The organism is Paenibacillus pasadenensis (assembly GCF_023715725.1).
In the GTDB taxonomy this organism is placed as follows: Bacteria; Bacillota; Bacilli; order Paenibacillales; family Paenibacillaceae; genus Paenibacillus_O; species Paenibacillus_O pasadenensis_A.
In genome coordinates this window covers 976,471-995,767 of the sequence record NZ_JAMBOT010000001.1, presented here as the reverse complement: position 1 = coordinate 995,767, position 19,297 = coordinate 976,471, and the positions used below count along the sequence as shown (strand labels likewise).

Here is a 19,297-nt window from a genome sequence, read left to right as displayed (position 1 = left end):
GTCCGTTTGGTCCGGGGGGTTATTTTTATACCCAATTGTGATACTTTTTGACGAGAAAAAAGGCTTTATGAAGGAAAAACGGCCTATTTTGCGCGAAAGGCAAACTAGTCTGATCGACCCTCTCAGTTTATTTTCCATGACGGTTAAAAACGGAGGGACATATTCCGATATGGATAGATACAAGGAGTTAAAAGAGCAGAGGATGGTGTCATTCAGATGCGGAATCCGTTCCAAGGCCGGCTGCGGAAGCAGGACGGCGCAGTGCAAAAGGAATCGGCGTCAACGCAGCAACCCGTTATGTCCAAGGGGTTTGGCCGCCAAGGCGGCAACCCGCTTAATCTCATGAGCGTCAGACTGTTTCTTATCGTATTTATCAGTATTATCGCTTGTGTGTCGCTAGTAGGTGTTTTGTCCTATCGGATATCCAAAGATGTAATTGAGGAAAAAGTAACGGACTCAACAGTTGAAACGGTGAATCAGCTTCGCGGCAAGGTCGATCTTATCCTGGAGAGTCTCGAAAATTATTCGATGCAGTTTTTCACGGATAAAGCGCTGCAGACGAATTTGAACAATTTGGCGGTTGTCAGCACGGAGGAATACGCCTGGTTTGAGAATCAGCAAGCGATTAACGACAGATTAGCCGGTCTGGCGCTCTCGAATTCCAATGTAATCAATGTCAATTTGATTCCTGTTGGAGAAAAGGCTCCCAAGCACGTACTCGGAACGGGAAGTCTGATTTACGACACGTTCAAGGACGCCCCTTGGCTAAAGCAGGCCAAAGAGCTGAACGGAAAGCCGCTCTGGATTCCGATGCAGAAAAACGGCTTTCAAAAAGTCGGAGATCCCGCATTCGGTCTTGCCAGAGCGATTAATCTGACCTCTTCCGGCAACGCTTATGTACTGCTGATTGAAATCAAGGAATCGGTCCTGCTGGAACAATTCCAGGATATGACGCTAGGAGATAACAGCCGGGTGCAGCTCGTCGACAATGACAATAAAATTATGATCGACAGTCTGGACGAAACACTGGTTTCCCAAACAAGTTCTCTGGATTTTGGAGATGTAACGGAAGGAAACAAAATTACGGACAGCAGCGTAGGCCAAGTTCTCGCCGTATTTGAAAGCCTGCAGCATGGCGGCTGGGACATCATCGCGATGATTCCTACGGCCGAGCTCGTTAAGGATGCCAAAAAAATTGAGCGCACAACATGGATTGTAGCGTTTGGAGCTGCTCTGCTTGCCATTTTGGTAGGAATCTACGTTATATACAGCATCGGACGCCCGCTGCGTCAGATGAAACAGCTGATGGGCGAAGCGATGAACGGCAACCTGACGGTACGTTCCGATATGCGCTCCAAAAGCGAGATCGGTCAGCTGGCCGGCAGCTTTAATGAAATGATGGAGCGGATTACCGAGCTGATTCTTCAAACAAGGGGCAATGCCAAGCTGGTGCTGGTCACTGCTGAAGAGGTTGGAGATGCTTCGCGCCGTACTGCTGGAGCGGCCCGTGAGATTGCGGTTGCTACGGAGGAAATTGCCGGGGGCGCGACCAGTCTGGCGATGGAGGCGGAGCGCGGCAGCGATCTGACCGGCAGCATGGATCTGGGCATGCGGAAGGTAAAAGCGTCCAACGACGATATGCGTTCCTCTGCGGAGCAGGTAGAGACAGCAAGCCGCGAAGGTACGGAACATATGGCGGCAATGATTCAAAAAACCGGCGAAACCGAGCAGATGGTACGTTCAATGACCGAAAAGGTCGAACGCCTCAAGGAAAGCACCCGTTCCATTCGCAAAATTTTGGACGTGCTCGGCAGTGTTGCAAAACAAACGAATATTCTTTCGTTGAATGCTTCTATTGAAGCGGCGCGGGCAGGGGCGGCCGGAAAAGGCTTTATGGTCGTAGCCGGAGAAATCCGCGAGCTTGCCGAGCAATCCAGACAATCCATCCACATGGTGGAGGGCATTACGAATACGATTCAAACCGAGATCGAGGAAACGGTCGAGGCGCTGGGCAAAGCGCAGCCTATTTTCCAAGAGCAGATCGGTTCAGTCAAGGAAGCAAACGGTATTTTCCTTGAGGTTCAGGCACGTATGGGCGCTTTGACGCTCAGTCTGGAAAATGTATCGGAGTCGGTGCGCATTCTCGATGAATCCCAGCAGCAGCTTAGCGAGGCAATGGGCAGTGTTAGCGCCGTTGCTGAAGAGGCCTCCGCAACATCCGAGGAGGTAGCATCACTTAGCAGTGAACAGCTGGGCGTCAGCGAAAGCCTCGTTTCCCTTTCCGGCAAGCTGGAGGATGTATCCAAGTCATTGCAGAAATCGCTGGACAGGTTCCAGGTCAAACAAGAATAGATTTTGCAGCTTTAACGGTCCGCTTTATGCGGGCCGTTTTTTTGTTTAAGCAGCGGTTTGTTCTCGGCAAGGAAATGATTGATGCTGTCTCTTATAGGAAATAACTAGATAAAAACGGAAACGGCGGGCAAGGAGCGAAGACCGGATGAGATCAAAACGAATCCGAATTGTTGCAGCGGGAGCTGCTTTTATGCTGGCGGTTGCCGTCATTCGGCTTGCCTGGCTTATGTTAATGCCATGGGACACGGCTCATACCAGCCGGCATGTTTCGAGCCGCCCTGTCGTCCAGCAGCGCAGCCATCGTCTGCTGCTTGATGCGGGCCGGGGTGATTTTACAGATCGGAACGGGTTGGCGCTGACGGGATTTTCTTACGAAGCGCTGGCTTTTTTTCCATACCCTCATCAGGATAAACGGCCAAGAGGCGTGACGGGCAGAGATATAAACGCGCTAGCGCATATCATGGGCTTGAACAGCCGTGAGCTGCTTCAGAAGCTTGACGGAATCAAGTCGCCGGAGTTCTGGATGGACGAGCATACTGGCCTGCCCAAAAGGCTGACGCCTGCTCAACTGCAGGAGCTGTCCAGCCTGCGGGTGGAGGGAGTGGCGCTCCTGCCTTACCGTTCCCGTACGGATGCCAAAGGTTCGCATGTGCAGGCACTTGGTTATGTCAGCGAGAACCCGGAGCGGATGATTAGTGAGTACAGCAGTCAGCTCAATAGCGGTAAAGCTTCGCTCCGTGAACAAACGGGCGGCGGCGGATTGGAGCTGTCGCTTGACGCGCTGCTGCGTGGGACCGGGCCCGTATATGCAAGTTATTGGTCCGATGCGGCGGGTTACCCGCTCAAGGGGCTGAACGTGACGATGAACCGGCCCGCTAACCCGATGTATCCTTTACAGGTGGAAACAACGCTCGATTTGCCGCTTCAGGCCGAGCTTGAACGTACGGCAGCCGCCTCCGGGCTTGGCAAAGGAGCGGTTGTTGTCCTGGACGTTAAAACAGCGGATATACGCGCGATGGTATCTTTGCCGCTTATGAAACCGTCGGCTGACCGGACGGAGTTTTATGACGGTGCGGCGAATCGGGCGGTGCGTGCGTATACGCCGGGGTCGATTTTTAAGCTCGTTACGGAAGCGGCAGCCTTGGACGCGGGAGCGGCGCAGGAGAACGAGCGCTTCCATTGCGACGGGGAGTATGGGCATTACGGGCTTTCCTGCTGGAAGGAAGGCGGGCATGGCACCGTTACGCTGAGAGAGGGGCTGGCCCAGTCCTGCAATATTGTATTTGCCGCTCTTGCGGAAAGGCTTCAGCCGCAGCAGCTGCTGCGGACGGCGGATAAGCTGGGGTTAGGACGGCGTATCGGCTGGAGCTTGCCTAAAGGGAGCCACGAAGGGCCGCTGAAAGGGCCGCTGCGGCTGCTGTGGGAAGAGGAGTCGGGCACCGTATTTGCAGGAGGAGCCTCACCAGAGGAGCTGAGGTTAAACGGTGCGCTGGCGAGAACCGGCATAGGCCAGCAGGATGTGCAGATCACTCCCCTGCAGGCCGCCAATCTTATCGTCACCTTGCTGCATAACGGCAAAGTTATGGAGCCGCGGCTTGTTTCCTCCATCCGATATGCAAATGGACAAAGGCTTGCTTCGTTCAGCCGCCATTTTTCTCCGTCGCCTTATGGAAGCATTTCCGCATCGTCTGCCGCAGCTCTTCGCCGCGGTATGGAGCAGGTCGTCTCGGCCGGAACCGGGCAAAGACTGCGAAGCGCGGCCTGGAAGGTTGCCGGGAAATCCGGCACAGCAGAAACCGGATTGCCTGGAGCGGGCAATCATCAATGGTTTATCGGCTATGGTCCGGTGCCGAATGCTCGTTACGCGGTAGCCGTGCTGGCGGAAAGCCGCCCGGTAGGCAGCTCCAATCTGGCCGCCAAAGTGTTCGGGGACGTGATGAACACAATCGCCGCTTGGGAAGCCTCCGGCGGAGGCAGGTAGCCGGATTGGCTCCATAAAAGCGCTGATGGGAATGCGATGCACAAGTGGCGCTATAGGGCAAATTAGCGCCATAACTCGACCAAAAATAAGCCGCCCGAAGATTCACGGGCGGCTTATTCCATCATAATCCACTGCGAAAAAGGCAGTGGAGTTAAACGCAGTGAAAACGGGAGTGGAGCCACAGGCCGAGCCTGGAGAAGCGGCAGCGTTCGCCTTTGACGTCCGATTTTTGACCGCTACAGGCGGATAAGTTCAAAAAAAATCGGAGGTCAACAGCGATCGGAGGGCCGGTCTTTGGCGCAGCGAACTCTTTTCAACAAACACTGAACTACCCTTTTTCCGCAAGCTCCACATCGTACTCGCCCTGCGGCGGCGTAATCCAGCGCCGGAAATAACCTTGGTCGTAAAGCGCTTTGACAAGAATGAGCAATATCGGAGACAATATGACTCCGGCAATGCCGAACAGCGACAGGGAAAGGACCATAAAAGCAAGCATGGTGAATGCGGACACTCCCAGCGTGTCGCCGGTAATAAGCGGTTCGAGAATTTGCCGAGCGGCGACAATAACAAGGAATAGGATGCCGAGCCAGATCGCAAGCTGGAAATCGCCTACGGCGACAAGGTACAATATCCAAGGCACAAACACAGTGCCGACTCCGAGCAGCGGAAGGACGTCAAACACAGCCGCAATAACGGATATCGTCAATGCATTTTCAACGCCGAGCACCAGCAAGGAGACAAATACAACGGCAAACGTAATGGAGATCAGCTTAAGCTGGGCTTTCAGATAAGCCAGAATGCCGGAGAAAACATTTTCACGCAGAAAGAAAAAGGCTTTTTTAAATGTTTTTGGCGTTTTGTTCGTCGCGATCCGCTTCCAGCTGCCGATCTCAATGCTGAGGAAGTAGGCCAGAATGATGCCGATTACGAAGTTAAACATAAAGGTGGAGACGGAGCTTAAATAACCTGCGGCCTTGAGCAGAAAGCCCTCGGCTACCTTTTGGCCCCAGCGGGTCAGGGAGTCGATGTATTCCTGGAGCTTGTCCACCGTTCCCGGCGGCAGCGCGCCAATTTGCTCCTTCAGCCAGGATGAGCCCTCATCGACCTGTTCCTGCAAAATAATTTGGTATTCTGGCAGCTTGTCGGCAAGCGTCGTCGCTTCCCGGACCATAATATACCCCGCTCCAAAAAATACGCCTAAAATCAGAGCGGAAAAAATCATGATGGAGATGGCCGAGGCGATCGATTTTTTGATGCCAACCCGGTTCAGCAGCTTTGCTAAAGGCTCGATGACCGCGAAGATCAGGAAAGACAGGAAAATCGGCGCGGCAATGGAATACAGGTAAGTGAAGGCAAGCATAATCAGGTACACGGTGAGCACAATAAGCCCAATATCAAATGCGGTGCGCCAATACTTACGGTAAAACATCAGCATGAATAACCAGACTCCTTTAAGACGGCAATTGGAAATCATTCATATTTCTGAACTGATTGTACTATAGATTTTAGATAAACAGCGTATTTTGATTCGTTTATGTTACAATGGGTGGTAGACTTCAAGAGAATATGGTGGGGAAAAGAAAGATGGAGAACTTGCTTGTCTGGGGATTCTATTTCCTCTCGCTCTATGCTTTTATCCCGGGGCTGGTGAGCCGCCTGTTCGGTTTCCGCGTCTTTAAGAAAGGCTTGGCAGACAAGGAAATCGCCCTCACCTTCGATGACGGGCCTGATCCGGTGTATACGCCAAGGCTGCTGGATTTGCTCGCCAGGCACGATGCCAGGGCGACTTTTTTTGTCGTTGGAGCTCATGCGGAACGCCACCCCGAGCTGCTGCAGCGAATGAGGGATGAAGGGCATACGATCGGCATTCACAACTATGTGCACAAAACCAACTGGATCATGCGGCCCAAAACGGTTAAAAGGCAGATTGCGCTTACAGCCGATGTCATAAAACGAGCGACGGGCCAAGCCCCTTCGCTGTATCGGCCGCCCTGGGGAATCGTCAATCTGTTTGACTTTTCCAAAAAAGGGCAGTACAAAATTGTACTTTGGTCCGGTATTTTCGGCGACTGGAAATCTCATGAGAATTCAAAAAAGCTGAAAAACAGGCTGGTCAAAAAGCTTAAACCGGGAGAAGTGCTCTTGCTTCACGACTGCGGTTTAACGCTTGGTGCGGACAAGGATGCGCCGGCCCAAATGCTGGAGGCGCTCCAGATTTACCTCGAAGAGGGAACTGCGCGGAATTACCGCTTTGTGACCATTCCGCAGCTCATTGAACTGACCGAGAAAAACAAAGCGAACCGGCCTTCCTGGTGGAACCGGGCGCTGGCTGCACTTTGGCTGCAGTACGAAAATCTGTTTCATCTGGTATTTCGGCTTAAGGCGGTTAAGGCCGGGGACGGCGGCAAACCAGTTTTCCATTACCGCAAAGTCAGCTACAGCGGTCCTCCTATCGAGTTAAGGGAAGGCGTACGAATCGTCAAAGGCGACAAGGTGGCTGAAATTCATTTGGATAACAGCATGCTGCGCCAAGCGGCTTTACGCTCCTCTTCTCCCGTCGCGGTCATGATTCGCCTATTGCGGCAGATGGACCATGCGCTTCCTGCCGTATCCAAGGCGGTGCTGAACGATCCGGAGATGTCGACGGTTAAAGCGTTATATGGCGTCACGATGATTCACAGCGGAACAGACAAGCTGGGGTTTCAGTTGTTTGATTTACCGGATAATTGGTTTGCCAAAGTTTCCCGCCTTTATCTAAAGCTTTTATTCCGAGTATTGTCCGCTAAGCCAAAGAAGAAACCAACCCGCTCCAGCAGCAAAAAAGAGCGCGGAGGCCCGAGTGCGATGTATCCGCGCATGCTCTTTATGTCCCGCCGGGACATGGAAAGCTACCGGAGCACGGCGGCGCCCGCATCCCAAAATGCTGAAGAACGGAATGAAATGCCGCTTTCCGTCGTTGCAGGAGAAACGCCTGTTTCGCCGACTGTTATATCCTGATTGGCAATACCGGCCCGCCGCTTGGCGCAGCCGGTATTTTTATTTGCGTAAGACGGGTTGGGTATGGATTGGACTTTTGTCTGGAAGGGGATATGATGGTATAGGGAAGGAGAGGGATTCATGAGCGAGGCAGACTGGGAGCGGCATTTGATGCTGCAGATCGCCTCTCAGAGCAGCGATGCGCTGGAGAAGCTTTACGATCGTTATGAGCGGCCGCTGTTTTCATTCATCTTCAGAATTGTCGGGGATGCAATGGCCGCGGAAGAGATCGTTCAAGAACTTTTTATGAAAATATGGAATCACGCTGAAGCATTCATCACCAATGAACGCTCCGGCAAGGTGAGCAGCTGGATTTTTACGATGGCCCGCAACCGCTCCATTGATTGGCTTCGCAGACGGGACAGCCGTCCGGCCTCGGGTGGAGCCGAAGTGCTCGATCGGCTAAGCGATCCAGTCACGACGGAGCTGGCCGTTGAAAGCCGGTTGATGGCAGAGCAGATGAGAGAGGCTTTGTCCGAGCTGAACGAGGAGCAAAAGCAAGTTCTGGAATGGGTCTATTACGGGGGTTTTACGCAGCAGGAAATATCTGACCGGCATGACATACCGCTCGGCACGGTGAAAAGCCGGATCCGCCTCGGACTGCGTCAGCTGCGCAAGCGGCTTGGCGATTCATGGAGGGAGGGGGTTCGTTCATGAAGGAACATCATTCGGAGCCGGAACGGCATCCTTGCTCTGAAGTAGAGCTATACGCGTTAGGGTTAATGAATGAAGAAGAGAACCGCGAGATGGATCAGCATGTGCTCGGATGCGAATACTGCAAAACTGAGCTGGCCAGGCTGCAGGAGCTGCTTGGCTTGCTGCCGCTTGCCGCAGAACCCGCGGAGCCTCCGCAGGGCATGAAGGGGCGGGTGCTCGGCGCTGTGCTGGGACGTCCAGCCGCTGATCTTGAATTGGATTCACAGCCAGAAGGGGAAGCTGCAGGAGCTTCATCCATGCTCAAGCGGGAAGAAAACGCTGGAGAAAATGTTGAAGAACAGAATAAAAGCCATCTCATGGAGGCTCCGGCACCGGAATTGGCTGTCGAAGCGCCGCAAGCAAGAGGTGAAAACGCCGAGGCTGCCCAAACGGCGGATACGCCAAAACAGACGGCACCTGCATCAGCGGGGGCGACAGGTAGGCGAAGAGCACTTTTGACGGCTATACTAGCCGGAGCGGCGGCCGCTATGCTTCTGCTGTCGGGAATTCTTGCCCAACGGATGGATGGGCTGAACCGTGAAAATGACCGGCTGGCAGCAGAGCTTGACGCAGCCAAGCTAAGCCTGGATAATACGCGCTCGGAGCTGGAGAAAGCGATGCAGCCCTTTGCTGGAGCGGCGGTTAATCAAATTGTGTCGCTGAAGCCGGTGAATAAGCTGGTTGCCCGGGGACAGGCCTACATCCTTGTTGATGAAAGAGGAACTCATCTGATTGTACAGGCTAGCCGGCTTCCGGAGCTGAAGGATGAGCAAGCTTTCCAGGTGTGGCTAATCAAGGGGGATAAACCGGTCAATGCCGGCACGTTCAAGTCCTCCGGCAATTCCGGGGCTGTTACGTTTACTTTTTCGGGAGAATCATTTGATCAGGTGGCGATTACGCTGGAGCCGGATGCATTCGGCTCGGCGCCGCGCGGTGAAATGGTGCTCGCAGGCGCTTTAAAGGCATAACGCATATTAACCTGATAAGGCATCATTGAAAAAGAAAGCCAAAAAAGCTCCGCAAGCATAACAGGCACAGCCTGGGCTTGCGGAGCTTTTGTTCATTGCAGATTAAATCTTCATTACGCCGCCAGTGCTGGCGGAGGTGACCAGGTGAGAGTAACGCGCCAGGTATCCGCGCTTGATTTTTGGCTCAAAGCCGGTCCATTCGGCACGGCGTTTAGCCATTTCCTCGTCGCTGATTTCCAGCTGAATCGTACGGTTGTTCATATCGAGCTCAATAATGTCGCCATCATGCACAAATGCGAGCGGGCCGCCTTCGGCCGCTTCCGGCGAGATGTGGCCGATACTGATGCCGCGCGATGCGCCGGAGAAACGGCCGTCGGTAATGAGGCCGACTTTAGCGCCAAGGCCCATGCCGACGATTTGCGACGTAGGCGCGAGCATTTCAGGCATGCCAGGACCGCCCTTTGGACCTTCGTAACGGATAACTACGACATGTCCTTCCTTAACGAGGCCTTTCGTGAGACCTTCCAGAACTGCGTCCTGAGAGTCGAAGCAGATCGCCGGACCGCGGTGGTAACCGCCGACGGATTTATCAACTGCGCCGACTTTAATGATTGCGCCGTCAGGAGCCAGATTGCCGAACAAAACGGCGAGGCCGCCGCGCTCGGAATGCGGATCGTCGATTGGACGAATAACGTCGCGGCGTTTCGGTACGACATGCTCCACGTTTTCGCGGATCGTTTTGCCGGTAACGGTAATGTTTTCGGCATGCAGCGCGCCTTCTTTTTTCAGCAGCTCGTTCAGCACGGCGCTTACGCCGCCGGCCTCATCCACATCCTCCATATGAATGTCGGATGCCGGAGCCAGCTTGGACAGATGCGGCACGCGGTTTGCAACTTCGTTGATACGGGAGATCGGATAATCAATACCCGCTTCATGCGCAATCGCGAGCGTGTGAAGGACGGTATTGGTGGAACCGCCCATTGCCATGTCGAGCGCAAAAGCGTTGTCGATCGCTTCCGCCGTCACGATATCGCGCGGACGAAGGTTCATCTCAATCAGCTTCATCAGCTGGCGAGCGGACGCTTTGACGAACTCCTTACGTTCCGGAGATACAGCCAGGATCGAACCGTTGCCCGGCATAGCAAGGCCGAGAGCTTCGGCGAGACAGTTCATGGAATTCGCCGTAAACATGCCGGAGCAGGAACCGCAAGTCGGACAGCCGAATTGCTCCAGCTCGGTCAGGCCGACCTCGTCGATTTTGCCGGCCATGAATTGGCCTACGCCTTCAAATACGCTTGTAAGCGAGATGGCGCGGCCGTCGCTCGTGCGGCCGGCTTTCATCGGGCCGCCGCTGACCATGATGGACGGGATGTTAACGCGCAGCATACCCATCATCATGCCTGGGGTAATTTTGTCGCAGTTCGGAATACATACCATGCCGTCGAACCAGTGAGCGTTAACGACCGTTTCCACGGAGTCAGCGATGATTTCGCGGCTGGCGAGAGAGTAGCGCATGCCGATGTGTCCCATGGCGATGCCGTCGTCTACGCCAATCGTGTTAAACTCAAACGGCACGCCGCCTGCTTCGCGAATCGCTTCCTTAACAATCTTGCCGAACTCCTGCAGATGCACATGGCCGGGAATAATATCGATATAAGAGTTACATACCGCGATGAACGGTTTGTCGAAATCCTCTTCCTTTACTCCGGCAGCGCGCAGGAGACTGCGGTGCGGAGCACGGTCGAAGCCTTTTTTGATCATGTCAGAACGCATTTTTTTCGGTGCCATGCTTGTCCCTCCCAGGAATAACATCATTCAAAACAGTTTACCATATGTCGAATTTCTTGACTACCGATTGACGTATTCCTGCATTAAAGCAGATAATGCTATAGCAATTGTTGTTAATTGCTTTAGTGATTAAGTAATGGATTTTAAATTACATCCGAGATCAGCTGGACGAGGAGGACGACTAAAATGTCATTTGCATGGATTAAATCCAGAAGGGCGGCAACGGCGCTGCTTTCAGGATTGCTCTTGACCGGATCGGTAGTTGCCCCTGCGGCTGTCGAAGCAAAATCCGCAGGAGCGACAACGGTTTACGCTGAAGGAGAAGTGGTGAAGCTAACCCCTGCGCCTTATGTGGATAAAAAGTCGGTCTTCAGAGTACCGATGCGCGGCATATTTGCGGCATATGGAGTCAAACTGCACTGGAACCCGGAGACGGGGGCGATTAAAGCGTACTATGACGGAAATACGGTTGTAGTATACCCAAACAAAAACAAGGCCACGATGAACGGCAAGGATTTATGGATGAAGGATCCCGTAACCGTTGTAAAGGGCAACGTCATGGTGCCGCTCTTTTTTGTTTCGTGCACGCTGAATGTTTGGGCCAAATACAATTACCCCGACAATGTCGCCACGTTCAGCAGGTCCGGAGATATTCATTAAGATTCAAAATTATCGACATCGCAACTTCTTGTTATCGGAAGCGTTTAAATGAAGCGAAAAGCGGTTTAATGAGAAACGGATTCCCCATATTCAAAGGAGGGCTATAATAATGAAAACTAATTCAATTAAACAGAAAAAAATGACATCCGCTTTGCTCGCAGGGCTGCTTTTAACAGGAGCTGCTGCAGGACTGCCGGCACAGGCCGATGCGGCTGCAGCAAAGAAAAAGGCAGCGCCGGGCGTGATTGTAAATGGAATCAAGCAGACGCTGCCGCAGGAGCCGATTGTTACGAACGGGCGCACGCTTGTGCCGCTGCGGGGCATTTTTGAAGCGATGGATGCCAACGTGGAATGGGATCAATACGCACAAACGATTAAAGCGACTAAAGGCACAAACGTAATCGAGCTGCAGGTGAACAAGAAAAAAGCGAAGGTTAACGAAATGGAAATTGAGCTTTCCGAACCAGCCCGGAACTTAAGCGGCACGACGATGGTTCCGCTGCGGTTCATCGCCGAGGCGCTTGGCGCGTACTGTGTTTATTATCCGGACCAGAATCTGATTCTGATTACCGAAAAAGACCCGCAATAATTCGATAACCGCCTGTTTCGGAGTAATCCGGAACAGGTTTTTTTTGCGTCGGTCCGTCTGGAGTTTTAAAAAAAACCTAAAGAATCTTAAGCTTCCCTGTGCTTTGTTTCGTCCGGCTTCCAATGGCCTTTGCCCATGCGGTATTATGGCAGTAAGGAGTGGTACGGATTGAAAAAGCTGCTGATCGTCGACGATGACCGCGAAATCGCGGAATTGATTCAGATTTATTTGGTCAATGAAGGTTATGCAACTGAGCTTGCGCATGACGGTGAGGAAGCGTTGGAGCGCATCGCTTCTGATACGTTTCATTTGATCGTGCTTGATATTATGATGCCCAAAACGGACGGCCTCGAAGTGTGCCGTCAGCTCCGGCGCGAGGGAAGCGTGCCGATCCCGATTCTCATGCTGAGCGCGCGCGCGGAGGATATGGACAAAATTATGGGGCTGATGACCGGGGCCGACGACTATATGGTCAAACCCTTTAACCCGCTCGAGCTGGTCGCCCGTGTGAAATCTCTGCTTCGACGCGCCTATCAATTTCCGAAGCCCGGTGACAACGGCGGTGAACATGAAGGGGCGGTTGAGCTCGGACCTTTGGTGATCGACAAATCGACCCATTCGGTATCCTGCCGTCCGGAAGGGCGCCAGCTGCATCTGACGAGCACGGAGTTTGGCATTTTGCATTTGCTTGCCTCGCATCCAGGCAAAGTATTCAGTGCGGAGGATATTTTCCAGGCAGTATGGAAGGAAAAATTTTATGAGTCCAATAACACGGTAATGGTGCATATCAGCAAGCTGCGGGAGAAGCTGGAGCAGGAAACCGGAGACAAGTTCATCGTTACGGTGTGGGGGGTTGGCTACAAAATTGAAGGATGACAATGTCGTCAAGGACATGACGCTGAGGCTGCTGCTGCATGTCGCATTAAGTGCGGCGTTGTCGGTCATCACATCGGTGCTGCTGGTTATGGTCATTGAACGGCTGGCCCGGCAGTTTCCTGCGCTGCGTCAGATGGCTCATTTATTGATTGACCAATTTGGCGATTTTACGCTGGTTATTATGGCGATTATATTGTTTTTGTTATATTTGCTGCTGCTTCAGATGCGGCAGTTTCGATATTTTCGCGACGTCAGCCGCAGCGTCCGCTACATTGCGGACGGCAACTTCAACTACCAGGTGCCGGTGCGCCAGAAAAACGAGCTTGGCGATCTGGCCTCCTACATTAATTACCTTGTTCATAAGCTGCAAATCTCGTTGGATGAGGAGCGCCTGGCGGAGCAGACAAAAAGCGATCTGATTACGAACGTATCCCATGATCTGCGTACGCCGCTTACGTCCATTATCGGGTATTTGGGGTTGATCGAGCAGGACCGCTGCCGGGACGAGGTGGAGCTGCGCCAGTATGTTCACATCGCGTACGAAAAATCAAAACGGCTGAACGTCCTGATCAACGATTTGTTTGATTACACCAAGATGAGATACGAAACGTCGCCCCAACGGATCCATACGTTCAATTTAACGGAGCTGCTGGGACAGCTGTTAGTTCAGTACCGGGTCCCGCTGGAGCAGGCTGGGTTGACCGGCGCGCTGCACGCCCCGTCCGGGAAGCTGCCGATTACAGGAGATTCCGACAAAATTGTCCGTGTATTCGAAAACCTGCTGGCGAATGCGATTCATTACGGCAAAGACGGCGGCAAGGTAGATCTTCACGCTTCCGCTGAAGAGGGCGAAGCCGTTGTCGAAGTTGTGAACTATGGAGAAATGATTCCCTCCGTCGATTTGCCGCATCTGTTCGACCGGTTTTACCGCGTGGATAAGGCTAGGGGGCTGGGCAGCGGCGGCTCCGGCCTCGGCCTGGCGATTGCCAAAAGCATCGTAGAGCAGCACGGAGGCAAAATAGCTGCCGCCAGCGATCCTTTCCTCACTTCTTTTCAGGTGCGGCTGCCGCTGCTTTCTCAGGAAGCACTTCCCGGCAAGCAGACCAAAGAGTCAAGTCTTTAGATTTTTTTAAGGTTTTTTTAGGATTGAGTTAGGGCTTAGCCCGCACCGTTGCGCTACAATAAAAGGAACTAATTTGTGCATTCGGGAGGGACGTCCATGAGATACCTGTGGATGATGGTTATGGCATGCGCAGTGATGCTGATGGCCGTCATGCTGATCGGTACGGGGCAGGATGAGCCGGCGGGGCTTGTTGAATTATTGCTGCGGATCTGGTAAAGCCTATGTAGAACGATTCATGGATGCCCCTGTTGTCCCTTCAAAGGACAGCAGGGGTCTTTTTATAGTTGGGATAATTTTGGAAATAAAAGAGAATCTTACTAAAAATATTACTGAAGCACCGCCAAAAGGGTCTTTTGTGTTAGGTAATCTAACATAAAGTGATTTACTTCCTTCTGATCGCTGTCTATAATGGAACTATTCTTGCCAAGAGCTGTGGTAAAAGAGGTGAAAACATGCAGTTGACCGAGCGAGAGAAGGAAAAGCTGCTTATTACTTTGGCGGCGGATGTAGCTAGACGCAGGCTTAACCGCGGCGTAAAGCTCAATTATCCCGAAAGCGTTGCCCTGATTACTTCGGAGATTATGGAGGGAGCGCGCGACGGGCTAACGGTTGCAAAGCTGATGGAATATGGCACGCAAATACTGCGACGCGACCAGGTGATGGAGGGGGTGCCGGAAATGATTCACGAGGTGCAGGTAGAGGCTACTTTCCCTGACGGCACCAAGCTCGTTACGGTTCATCATCCGATAGGCGGCTAACAGCGGAGAGGAGAAGCGCGATGATACCGGGGGAATTCCGCACGGTCAAAGGCAGTTTGACGCTTAACGAGGGCAGGCGGACGCAGGAGCTGCTCGTCGCCAACATCGGAGACCGGCCGATTCAGGTAGGATCTCATTTTCATTTTTTTGAAGTGAATCGGGGGCTGCGCTTCAACCGTGAGCAGGCTTTTGGCATGCGGCTCAATATCCCTGCCGGCACGGCCGTTCGTTTTGAGCCGGGTGAGGAGAAGCCGGTCGAGCTTGTTGAGCTTGGCGGCAGCAAGCTTGGCTACGGACTGAGCGGAATTACGAATGGTCCGGCGCAGGCGGGAGCAATGCCGGATAAGGTGCGGGAGCGGCTCGCCGACTGGGAGGGTAGCTCATCATGAAATCAATGGACCGCAGAAGTTATGCGGATATGTTCGGGCCGACGACAGGGGACGCGGTGCGGCTGGCGGATACGGAGTTATGGGCCGTTATCGAGAAGGACTATACGGTGTACGGCGATGAGTGCAAGTTCGGAGGCGGCAAAGTAATCCGCGACGGCATGGGCCAGTCCAGCTCGGCGCTGCGCAGCGAAGGCGTGCTGGATACGCTTATTACAAATGCCGTCCTTATCGATCATTGGGGCATCGTGAAGGCGGATATCGGCATCCGTGACGGAGTCATTGTTGCCATCGGCAAAGCCGGAAATCCCGATATTATGGACGGCGTAACGCCGGGCATGATTGCCGGTGCAAGCACGGAGGTAATTGCTGGAGAGGGCAAAATCGTAACGGCCGGCGGCATCGACGCCCATATCCACTACATATGCCCGCAGCAGATTGAGACTGCGCTGTCGTCCGGCGTTACCACGATGATTGGCGGCGGCACAGGGCCGGCAACGGGAACAAAAGCGACGACCTGCACGCCTGGCGCATGGCATATGAGCCGGATGCTTGAAGCCGCGGAGGCGTTCCCGATGAACCTTGGTTTTACGGGCAAGGGCAATGCCAGCTTCACCGGCCCTTTAATCGAGCAAATTGAAGCCGGAGCAATCGGGCTGAAGCTTCACGAGGACTGGGGCACAACGCCGGCAGCGATTGACGCCTGCCTGAAGGCGGCGGATCAATACGACATTCAAGTTGCAATTCATACCGATACGCTCAACGAGTCGGGATTTCTGGAGGATACGCTGAGCGCAATTGGCGGGCGGACCATTCATACTTATCATACGGAAGGCGCGGGAGGCGGGCATGCGCCGGACATTATCCGCGCAGCTGCCGAGTCAAACGTGCTGCCAAGCTCAACCAATCCGACGCGCCCTTTTACGGTGAATACGATTGAGGAGCATGTCGATATGCTGATGGTTTGCCATCATCTGGACTCGCGCATTCCTGAGGATGTTGCTTTTGCCGATTCGCGAATCCGGCCGGAGACGATTGCGGCGGAGGATATTTTGCATGACATGGGCGTGTTCAGCATGATTAGCTCCGATTCCCAGGCAATGGGGCGCGTCGGAGAGGTGATCATCCGAACTTGGCAGACTGCGGATAAAATGAAGCGCCAACGCGGGCCGCTCCTTCCCGATACGGAGGAAGGAGACAACTTCCGCATCAAGCGCTACATAGCCAAATACACAATCAACCCTGCGATAACACATGGCGTTTCGCATCTGGTAGGCTCCATTGAGCCCGGCAAATTTGCCGATCTTGCCGTCTGGAGCCCGATGTTTTTCGGCGTGAAGCCGGATCTTGTGCTCAAGGGAGGCATGATCGCCTACGCCCAGATGGGAGATCCCAACGCCTCAATTCCAACGCCGCAGCCGGTATTCGGCCGCCCGATGTTTGCCGCCTTTGGCAAAGCGCTGCACGGCACAAGCATCACCTTCGTCTCGCAGGCCGCTTACGACGGAGGCGTAGCTGAGCGGCTTGGCCTGCAGAAGCGCATCGAACCGGTGAAAGGCTGCCGCTCCGTCACCAAAAAAGATATGATTCATAACGACAAAACTCCGTCGATTGACGTTGATCCCGAGACGTACCGGGTAGCGGTCGACGGGGAGCCGATCACCTGCGAACCGGCGGAAGTGCTGCCGATGGCGCAACGGTATTTCCTGTTTTGACGGACCGTCCTGAAGCACACGCTGTGCCTTGGCTCGTGCTGCAGCAGCTGCTGGACTCCGCGCTGCCAATCGGCGGTTTCTCCCATTCCTTCGGGCTGGAAACGCTAGTGCAGGAAGGAAGCATCACCAATGGGGCGGAGCTGGAGCAGTATTTGCGCGCGATGCTGTATCAGAGCTGGGCGGTGACGGACGCCCTGATCGTCTCGGCGGTGTACCGCGACGCTCCAGCCGGAGAGCTGCAGCGGCTATGGGCGGCGGAAAAGCTGGTGCATGTCGGAAGAATCTCCTCTGAAACCCGCTCCGGGCTCGAAAAGATGGGCCGCCGCTTGCTGGCGCTGGCCCGCACCAGCTATCCTGGCCTGCGGCTGGCGGAGCTGGAGGAGGCTTACCGCAGCGGAAGCTGCCTGCTGACGCATCCGCTTGTGTTCGGCTGGATATGCTGGCAGGCTGGCATCGGCCGGGAGCAGGCGGTGCAGGGCTGGCTTTACGGCAGCCTGAGCAATGCGGTGAACAGCGCGCTGCGTCTCATGGCGATCGGCCAGACGGAGGCGCAGCGGCTGTTGGCGCTGTTGTCCGCCGAAACGGACGCCGCGGCGCGCGCCGTACTTGTTATGGAGCCGGAGGAGGCATGGAGCAACATGCCGGGTTCCGAGCTTGGCATGATCCGGCATGAGACGCTTTACTCGCGGCTGTTTATGTCCTGATCGTTGTTTAACTGTGAATCGATAGGAGGAATTTCTATGTGTCAAGGTCAAGGCCATACCCATATCGAGTGGAACACCAATCCAATTCCTGCCGGGCGTCCGGTGCGCATTGGCATCGGCGGGCCGGTCGGCTCCGGCAAAACAGCGCTTGTGGAGCGGCTGTCGCGGGAGCTGAAGCATCGTTACAGCCTCGCCGTCATCACGAACGACATCTACACAAAGGAGGATGCGCGTATTCTTGCGGCCACCGGCGTGCTGCCGGAGGAACGTATTATCGGGGTGGAAACGGGCGGCTGCCCGCATACGGCCATCCGCGAGGACGCATCGATGAATTTCGAGGCGGTGGAGGAGCTGGAGCGCCGCTTTTCACCGCTTGATCTGATCTTTATTGAAAGCGGCGGCGACAATTTGGCGGCGGCGTTCAGCCCGGAGCTGGTAGACCGCTTCATCTATATTATCGACGTTGCCCAAGGCGAGAAAATTCCGCGCAAGGGCGGTCCGGGCATTATGCGATCGGATCTGCTCGTCATCAACAAAATTGACCTGGCTCCGCATGTCGGGGCCAGCCTCGAGGTTATGGACGCGGATTCCCGCCGCATGCGCGGAGACCGGCCGTTTGTATTCTCCAACCTGTTCGGCGGAGACGGCGTGGCCGAGATGGTCGCCTGGATTGAGCATGAGCTTGCCCATGCCAAAGGTTTGACGCATTCTCATCATGCAGATAGCGAGATTTCGGCTGGAAGCGGCAGTATGGTTCCGCTGAAAATGGCCGTCGCGCCAGCGCGCCATGCAGCTGGAGACAGCGGTTCATCGAATTGACAGCCGTCTCCGCTGCTCCTGAGGGCCGCCGGGTCTCTGTGCTGCGGGCGCATTTCGAGTCACGTGACGGAATGACGAGGCTTGCCTCCCGTTATCACACATCGCCGATTAAAATCGCCAAAGCGTTTCAGCTCGGAGCCGGCAGCGGCGTGCTCGTTATGGATGTTTCTCCCGGCATGCTGGACGGCGACAGGTATGAGCTGGACTGGATTCTCGGCAGCGGCTGCTCCGTGCAAATATCCAATCAGAGCTTTCTCAAGGTGCATCCATGCCGGGCTGACGGCGGAGCGTCGCTCGTACAGCGGTTCCAGCTGGGCCAAAATGCGGTAGCGGAGCATATGCCGGAGCCGATGATGCTGTTTGCGGAAGCGTCTTTGACCGCTTCCTCGGAGGTGCATTTGGCCGATGGCTCCGTCTGGATGCAGGCTGAGGTAATCTGTCCGGGCCGGACGCTGCGCGGCGAAGTGTTCCGCTTCCGCCGGCTGGATAACCGGCTTGCCGTGTATGATAACGGAGAGCTGATTTACCGGCAGCGGCAGCTGATCGAGCCTGCATCTCAACAGATAGCCGCGCCAGGCAGCTGGCACGCGTTCACCCATTGGGGAACGTTTTGCCTGTTTGGCAATCCGGCAGGACGAGAGCTGGAGGAACGCATCCGGGCGGCGCTGGAAGCTGTAACAGACATGGATGTCCGCAGCGGCGTATCGCTCACCTGGAAAAGCGGTCTCGTTGTGCAGGCCGCTGGCTTCTCCGCATGGACGGTTCAACGCGTGCTGGAAGCTGCGCATGCCGAGGCCAGGCGGGCCGTATTTAAGGAACCTCCACAATTGCTCTCAAAATAATTCG

General features: G+C 54.4%; 17 protein-coding genes. 15 read left to right on the top strand and 2 right to left on the bottom strand.

Going from position 1 to position 19,297, the window contains the following annotated elements:
* Positions 1 to 216: 216 nt before the first annotated feature.
* Both M3223_RS04620 and M3223_RS04615 read left to right on the top strand, forming a co-directional pair.
* Positions 217 to 2,352 (top strand): methyl-accepting chemotaxis protein, encoded by a 2,136-nt coding sequence (locus tag M3223_RS04620; RefSeq protein ID WP_251559405.1) that lies wholly within the window; start codon positions 217 to 219, stop codon positions 2,350 to 2,352.
* Between the two features lie 145 nt (positions 2,353 to 2,497).
* Positions 2,498 to 4,333, top strand: coding sequence for a peptidoglycan D,D-transpeptidase FtsI family protein (locus M3223_RS04615; protein WP_251559403.1), 1,836 nt, complete (start codon positions 2,498 to 2,500; stop codon positions 4,331 to 4,333).
* Between the two features lie 328 nt (positions 4,334 to 4,661).
* Here M3223_RS04615 and M3223_RS04610 read toward each other — a convergent pair whose 3' ends face one another.
* The gene (locus tag M3223_RS04610; protein ID WP_251559401.1) at positions 4,662 to 5,768 is read right to left on the bottom strand and encodes an AI-2E family transporter; all 1,107 of its coding nucleotides are present in this window, start codon (positions 5,766 to 5,768) and stop codon (positions 4,662 to 4,664) included.
* A 149-nt stretch (positions 5,769 to 5,917) separates the two neighbouring features.
* Between M3223_RS04610 and M3223_RS04605 the strand changes: the two genes are divergently transcribed.
* From M3223_RS04605 to M3223_RS04595, 3 genes are all read left to right on the top strand, one after another.
* Entirely contained in the window at positions 5,918 to 7,330 is a 1,413-nt protein-coding gene (locus M3223_RS04605; RefSeq protein ID WP_251559398.1) for a polysaccharide deacetylase family protein, read from the top strand.
* 120 nt (positions 7,331 to 7,450) lie between these two features.
* Positions 7,451 to 8,026, top strand: coding sequence for an RNA polymerase sigma factor (locus M3223_RS04600; RefSeq protein WP_251559395.1), 576 nt, complete (start codon positions 7,451 to 7,453; stop codon positions 8,024 to 8,026).
* Positions 8,023 to 9,033, top strand: a complete 1,011-nt coding sequence (locus M3223_RS04595) for an anti-sigma factor (protein ID WP_251559393.1) — start codon at positions 8,023 to 8,025, stop codon at positions 9,031 to 9,033. Before M3223_RS04600 ends, M3223_RS04595 begins: the two co-directional genes overlap by 4 nt.
* Before the next feature lie 102 nt (positions 9,034 to 9,135).
* Here M3223_RS04595 and ilvD read toward each other — a convergent pair whose 3' ends face one another.
* On the bottom strand, positions 9,136 to 10,821 hold the full coding sequence (gene ilvD, locus M3223_RS04590; RefSeq protein WP_251559391.1) for a dihydroxy-acid dehydratase: 1,686 nt from the start codon (positions 10,819 to 10,821) through the stop codon (positions 9,136 to 9,138).
* 186 nt (positions 10,822 to 11,007) lie between these two features.
* On the opposite strand from ilvD, the gene M3223_RS04585 reads away from it, so the two are divergent.
* From M3223_RS04585 to M3223_RS04540, 10 genes are all read left to right on the top strand, one after another.
* On the top strand, positions 11,008 to 11,481 hold the full coding sequence (locus tag M3223_RS04585; RefSeq protein ID WP_251559389.1) for a copper amine oxidase N-terminal domain-containing protein: 474 nt from the start codon (positions 11,008 to 11,010) through the stop codon (positions 11,479 to 11,481).
* A gap of 109 nt (positions 11,482 to 11,590) precedes the next feature.
* Complete coding sequence (locus M3223_RS04580; protein WP_251559387.1) at positions 11,591 to 12,070, top strand: stalk domain-containing protein; 480 nt, start codon at positions 11,591 to 11,593, stop codon at positions 12,068 to 12,070.
* A gap of 168 nt (positions 12,071 to 12,238) precedes the next feature.
* Positions 12,239 to 12,946 (top strand): response regulator transcription factor, encoded by a 708-nt coding sequence (locus tag M3223_RS04575; RefSeq protein ID WP_251559385.1) that lies wholly within the window; start codon positions 12,239 to 12,241, stop codon positions 12,944 to 12,946.
* Positions 12,936 to 14,069 carry a sensor histidine kinase gene (locus tag M3223_RS04570; RefSeq protein ID WP_251559383.1) on the top strand — a complete coding sequence of 378 codons (1,134 nt, stop codon included), beginning with the start codon at positions 12,936 to 12,938 and terminating at the stop codon, positions 14,067 to 14,069. Before M3223_RS04575 ends, M3223_RS04570 begins: the two co-directional genes overlap by 11 nt.
* A gap of 452 nt (positions 14,070 to 14,521) precedes the next feature.
* The gene (locus tag M3223_RS04565; protein ID WP_251559381.1) at positions 14,522 to 14,827 is read left to right on the top strand and encodes an urease subunit gamma; all 306 of its coding nucleotides are present in this window, start codon (positions 14,522 to 14,524) and stop codon (positions 14,825 to 14,827) included.
* 20 nt (positions 14,828 to 14,847) lie between these two features.
* Complete coding sequence (ureB, locus tag M3223_RS04560; RefSeq protein ID WP_251559379.1) at positions 14,848 to 15,216, top strand: urease subunit beta; 369 nt, start codon at positions 14,848 to 14,850, stop codon at positions 15,214 to 15,216.
* The gene (gene ureC, locus M3223_RS04555) at positions 15,213 to 16,928 is read left to right on the top strand and encodes an urease subunit alpha (RefSeq protein ID WP_251559377.1); all 1,716 of its coding nucleotides are present in this window, start codon (positions 15,213 to 15,215) and stop codon (positions 16,926 to 16,928) included. The genes ureB and ureC overlap by 4 nt, the downstream gene beginning before the upstream one ends.
* Positions 16,925 to 17,632, top strand: coding sequence for an urease accessory protein UreF (locus tag M3223_RS04550; RefSeq protein WP_251559376.1), 708 nt, complete (start codon positions 16,925 to 16,927; stop codon positions 17,630 to 17,632). The genes ureC and M3223_RS04550 overlap by 4 nt, the downstream gene beginning before the upstream one ends.
* 36 nt (positions 17,633 to 17,668) lie before the next feature.
* Positions 17,669 to 18,451, top strand: a complete 783-nt coding sequence (gene ureG, locus M3223_RS04545; RefSeq protein ID WP_251559374.1) for an urease accessory protein UreG — start codon at positions 17,669 to 17,671, stop codon at positions 18,449 to 18,451.
* The gene (locus tag M3223_RS04540; protein WP_251559372.1) at positions 18,448 to 19,293 is read left to right on the top strand and encodes an urease accessory protein UreD; all 846 of its coding nucleotides are present in this window, start codon (positions 18,448 to 18,450) and stop codon (positions 19,291 to 19,293) included. Before ureG ends, M3223_RS04540 begins: the two co-directional genes overlap by 4 nt.
* Positions 19,294 to 19,297 lie beyond the last annotated feature (4 nt).

Coding starts and splice junctions, on each gene's coding strand:
- M3223_RS04595 (WP_251559393.1), top strand. CDS start 8,023: ATGAAGGAACATCATTCGGAGCCGGAACGGCATCCTTGCTCTGAAGTA.
- M3223_RS04615 (WP_251559403.1), top strand. CDS start 2,498: ATGAGATCAAAACGAATCCGAATTGTTGCAGCGGGAGCTGCTTTTATG.
- M3223_RS04600 (WP_251559395.1), top strand. CDS start 7,451: ATGAGCGAGGCAGACTGGGAGCGGCATTTGATGCTGCAGATCGCCTCT.
- M3223_RS04580 (WP_251559387.1), top strand. CDS start 11,591: ATGAAAACTAATTCAATTAAACAGAAAAAAATGACATCCGCTTTGCTC.
- M3223_RS04585 (WP_251559389.1), top strand. CDS start 11,008: ATGTCATTTGCATGGATTAAATCCAGAAGGGCGGCAACGGCGCTGCTT.
- M3223_RS04565 (WP_251559381.1), top strand. CDS start 14,522: ATGCAGTTGACCGAGCGAGAGAAGGAAAAGCTGCTTATTACTTTGGCG.
- ureC (WP_251559377.1), top strand. CDS start 15,213: ATGAAATCAATGGACCGCAGAAGTTATGCGGATATGTTCGGGCCGACG.
- M3223_RS04610 (WP_251559401.1), bottom strand. CDS start 5,768: ATGCTGATGTTTTACCGTAAGTATTGGCGCACCGCATTTGATATTGGG.
- M3223_RS04620 (WP_251559405.1), top strand. CDS start 217: ATGCGGAATCCGTTCCAAGGCCGGCTGCGGAAGCAGGACGGCGCAGTG.
- ureB (WP_251559379.1), top strand. CDS start 14,848: ATGATACCGGGGGAATTCCGCACGGTCAAAGGCAGTTTGACGCTTAAC.
- M3223_RS04605 (WP_251559398.1), top strand. CDS start 5,918: ATGGAGAACTTGCTTGTCTGGGGATTCTATTTCCTCTCGCTCTATGCT.
- ilvD (WP_251559391.1), bottom strand. CDS start 10,821: ATGGCACCGAAAAAAATGCGTTCTGACATGATCAAAAAAGGCTTCGAC.
- ureG (WP_251559374.1), top strand. CDS start 17,669: ATGTGTCAAGGTCAAGGCCATACCCATATCGAGTGGAACACCAATCCA.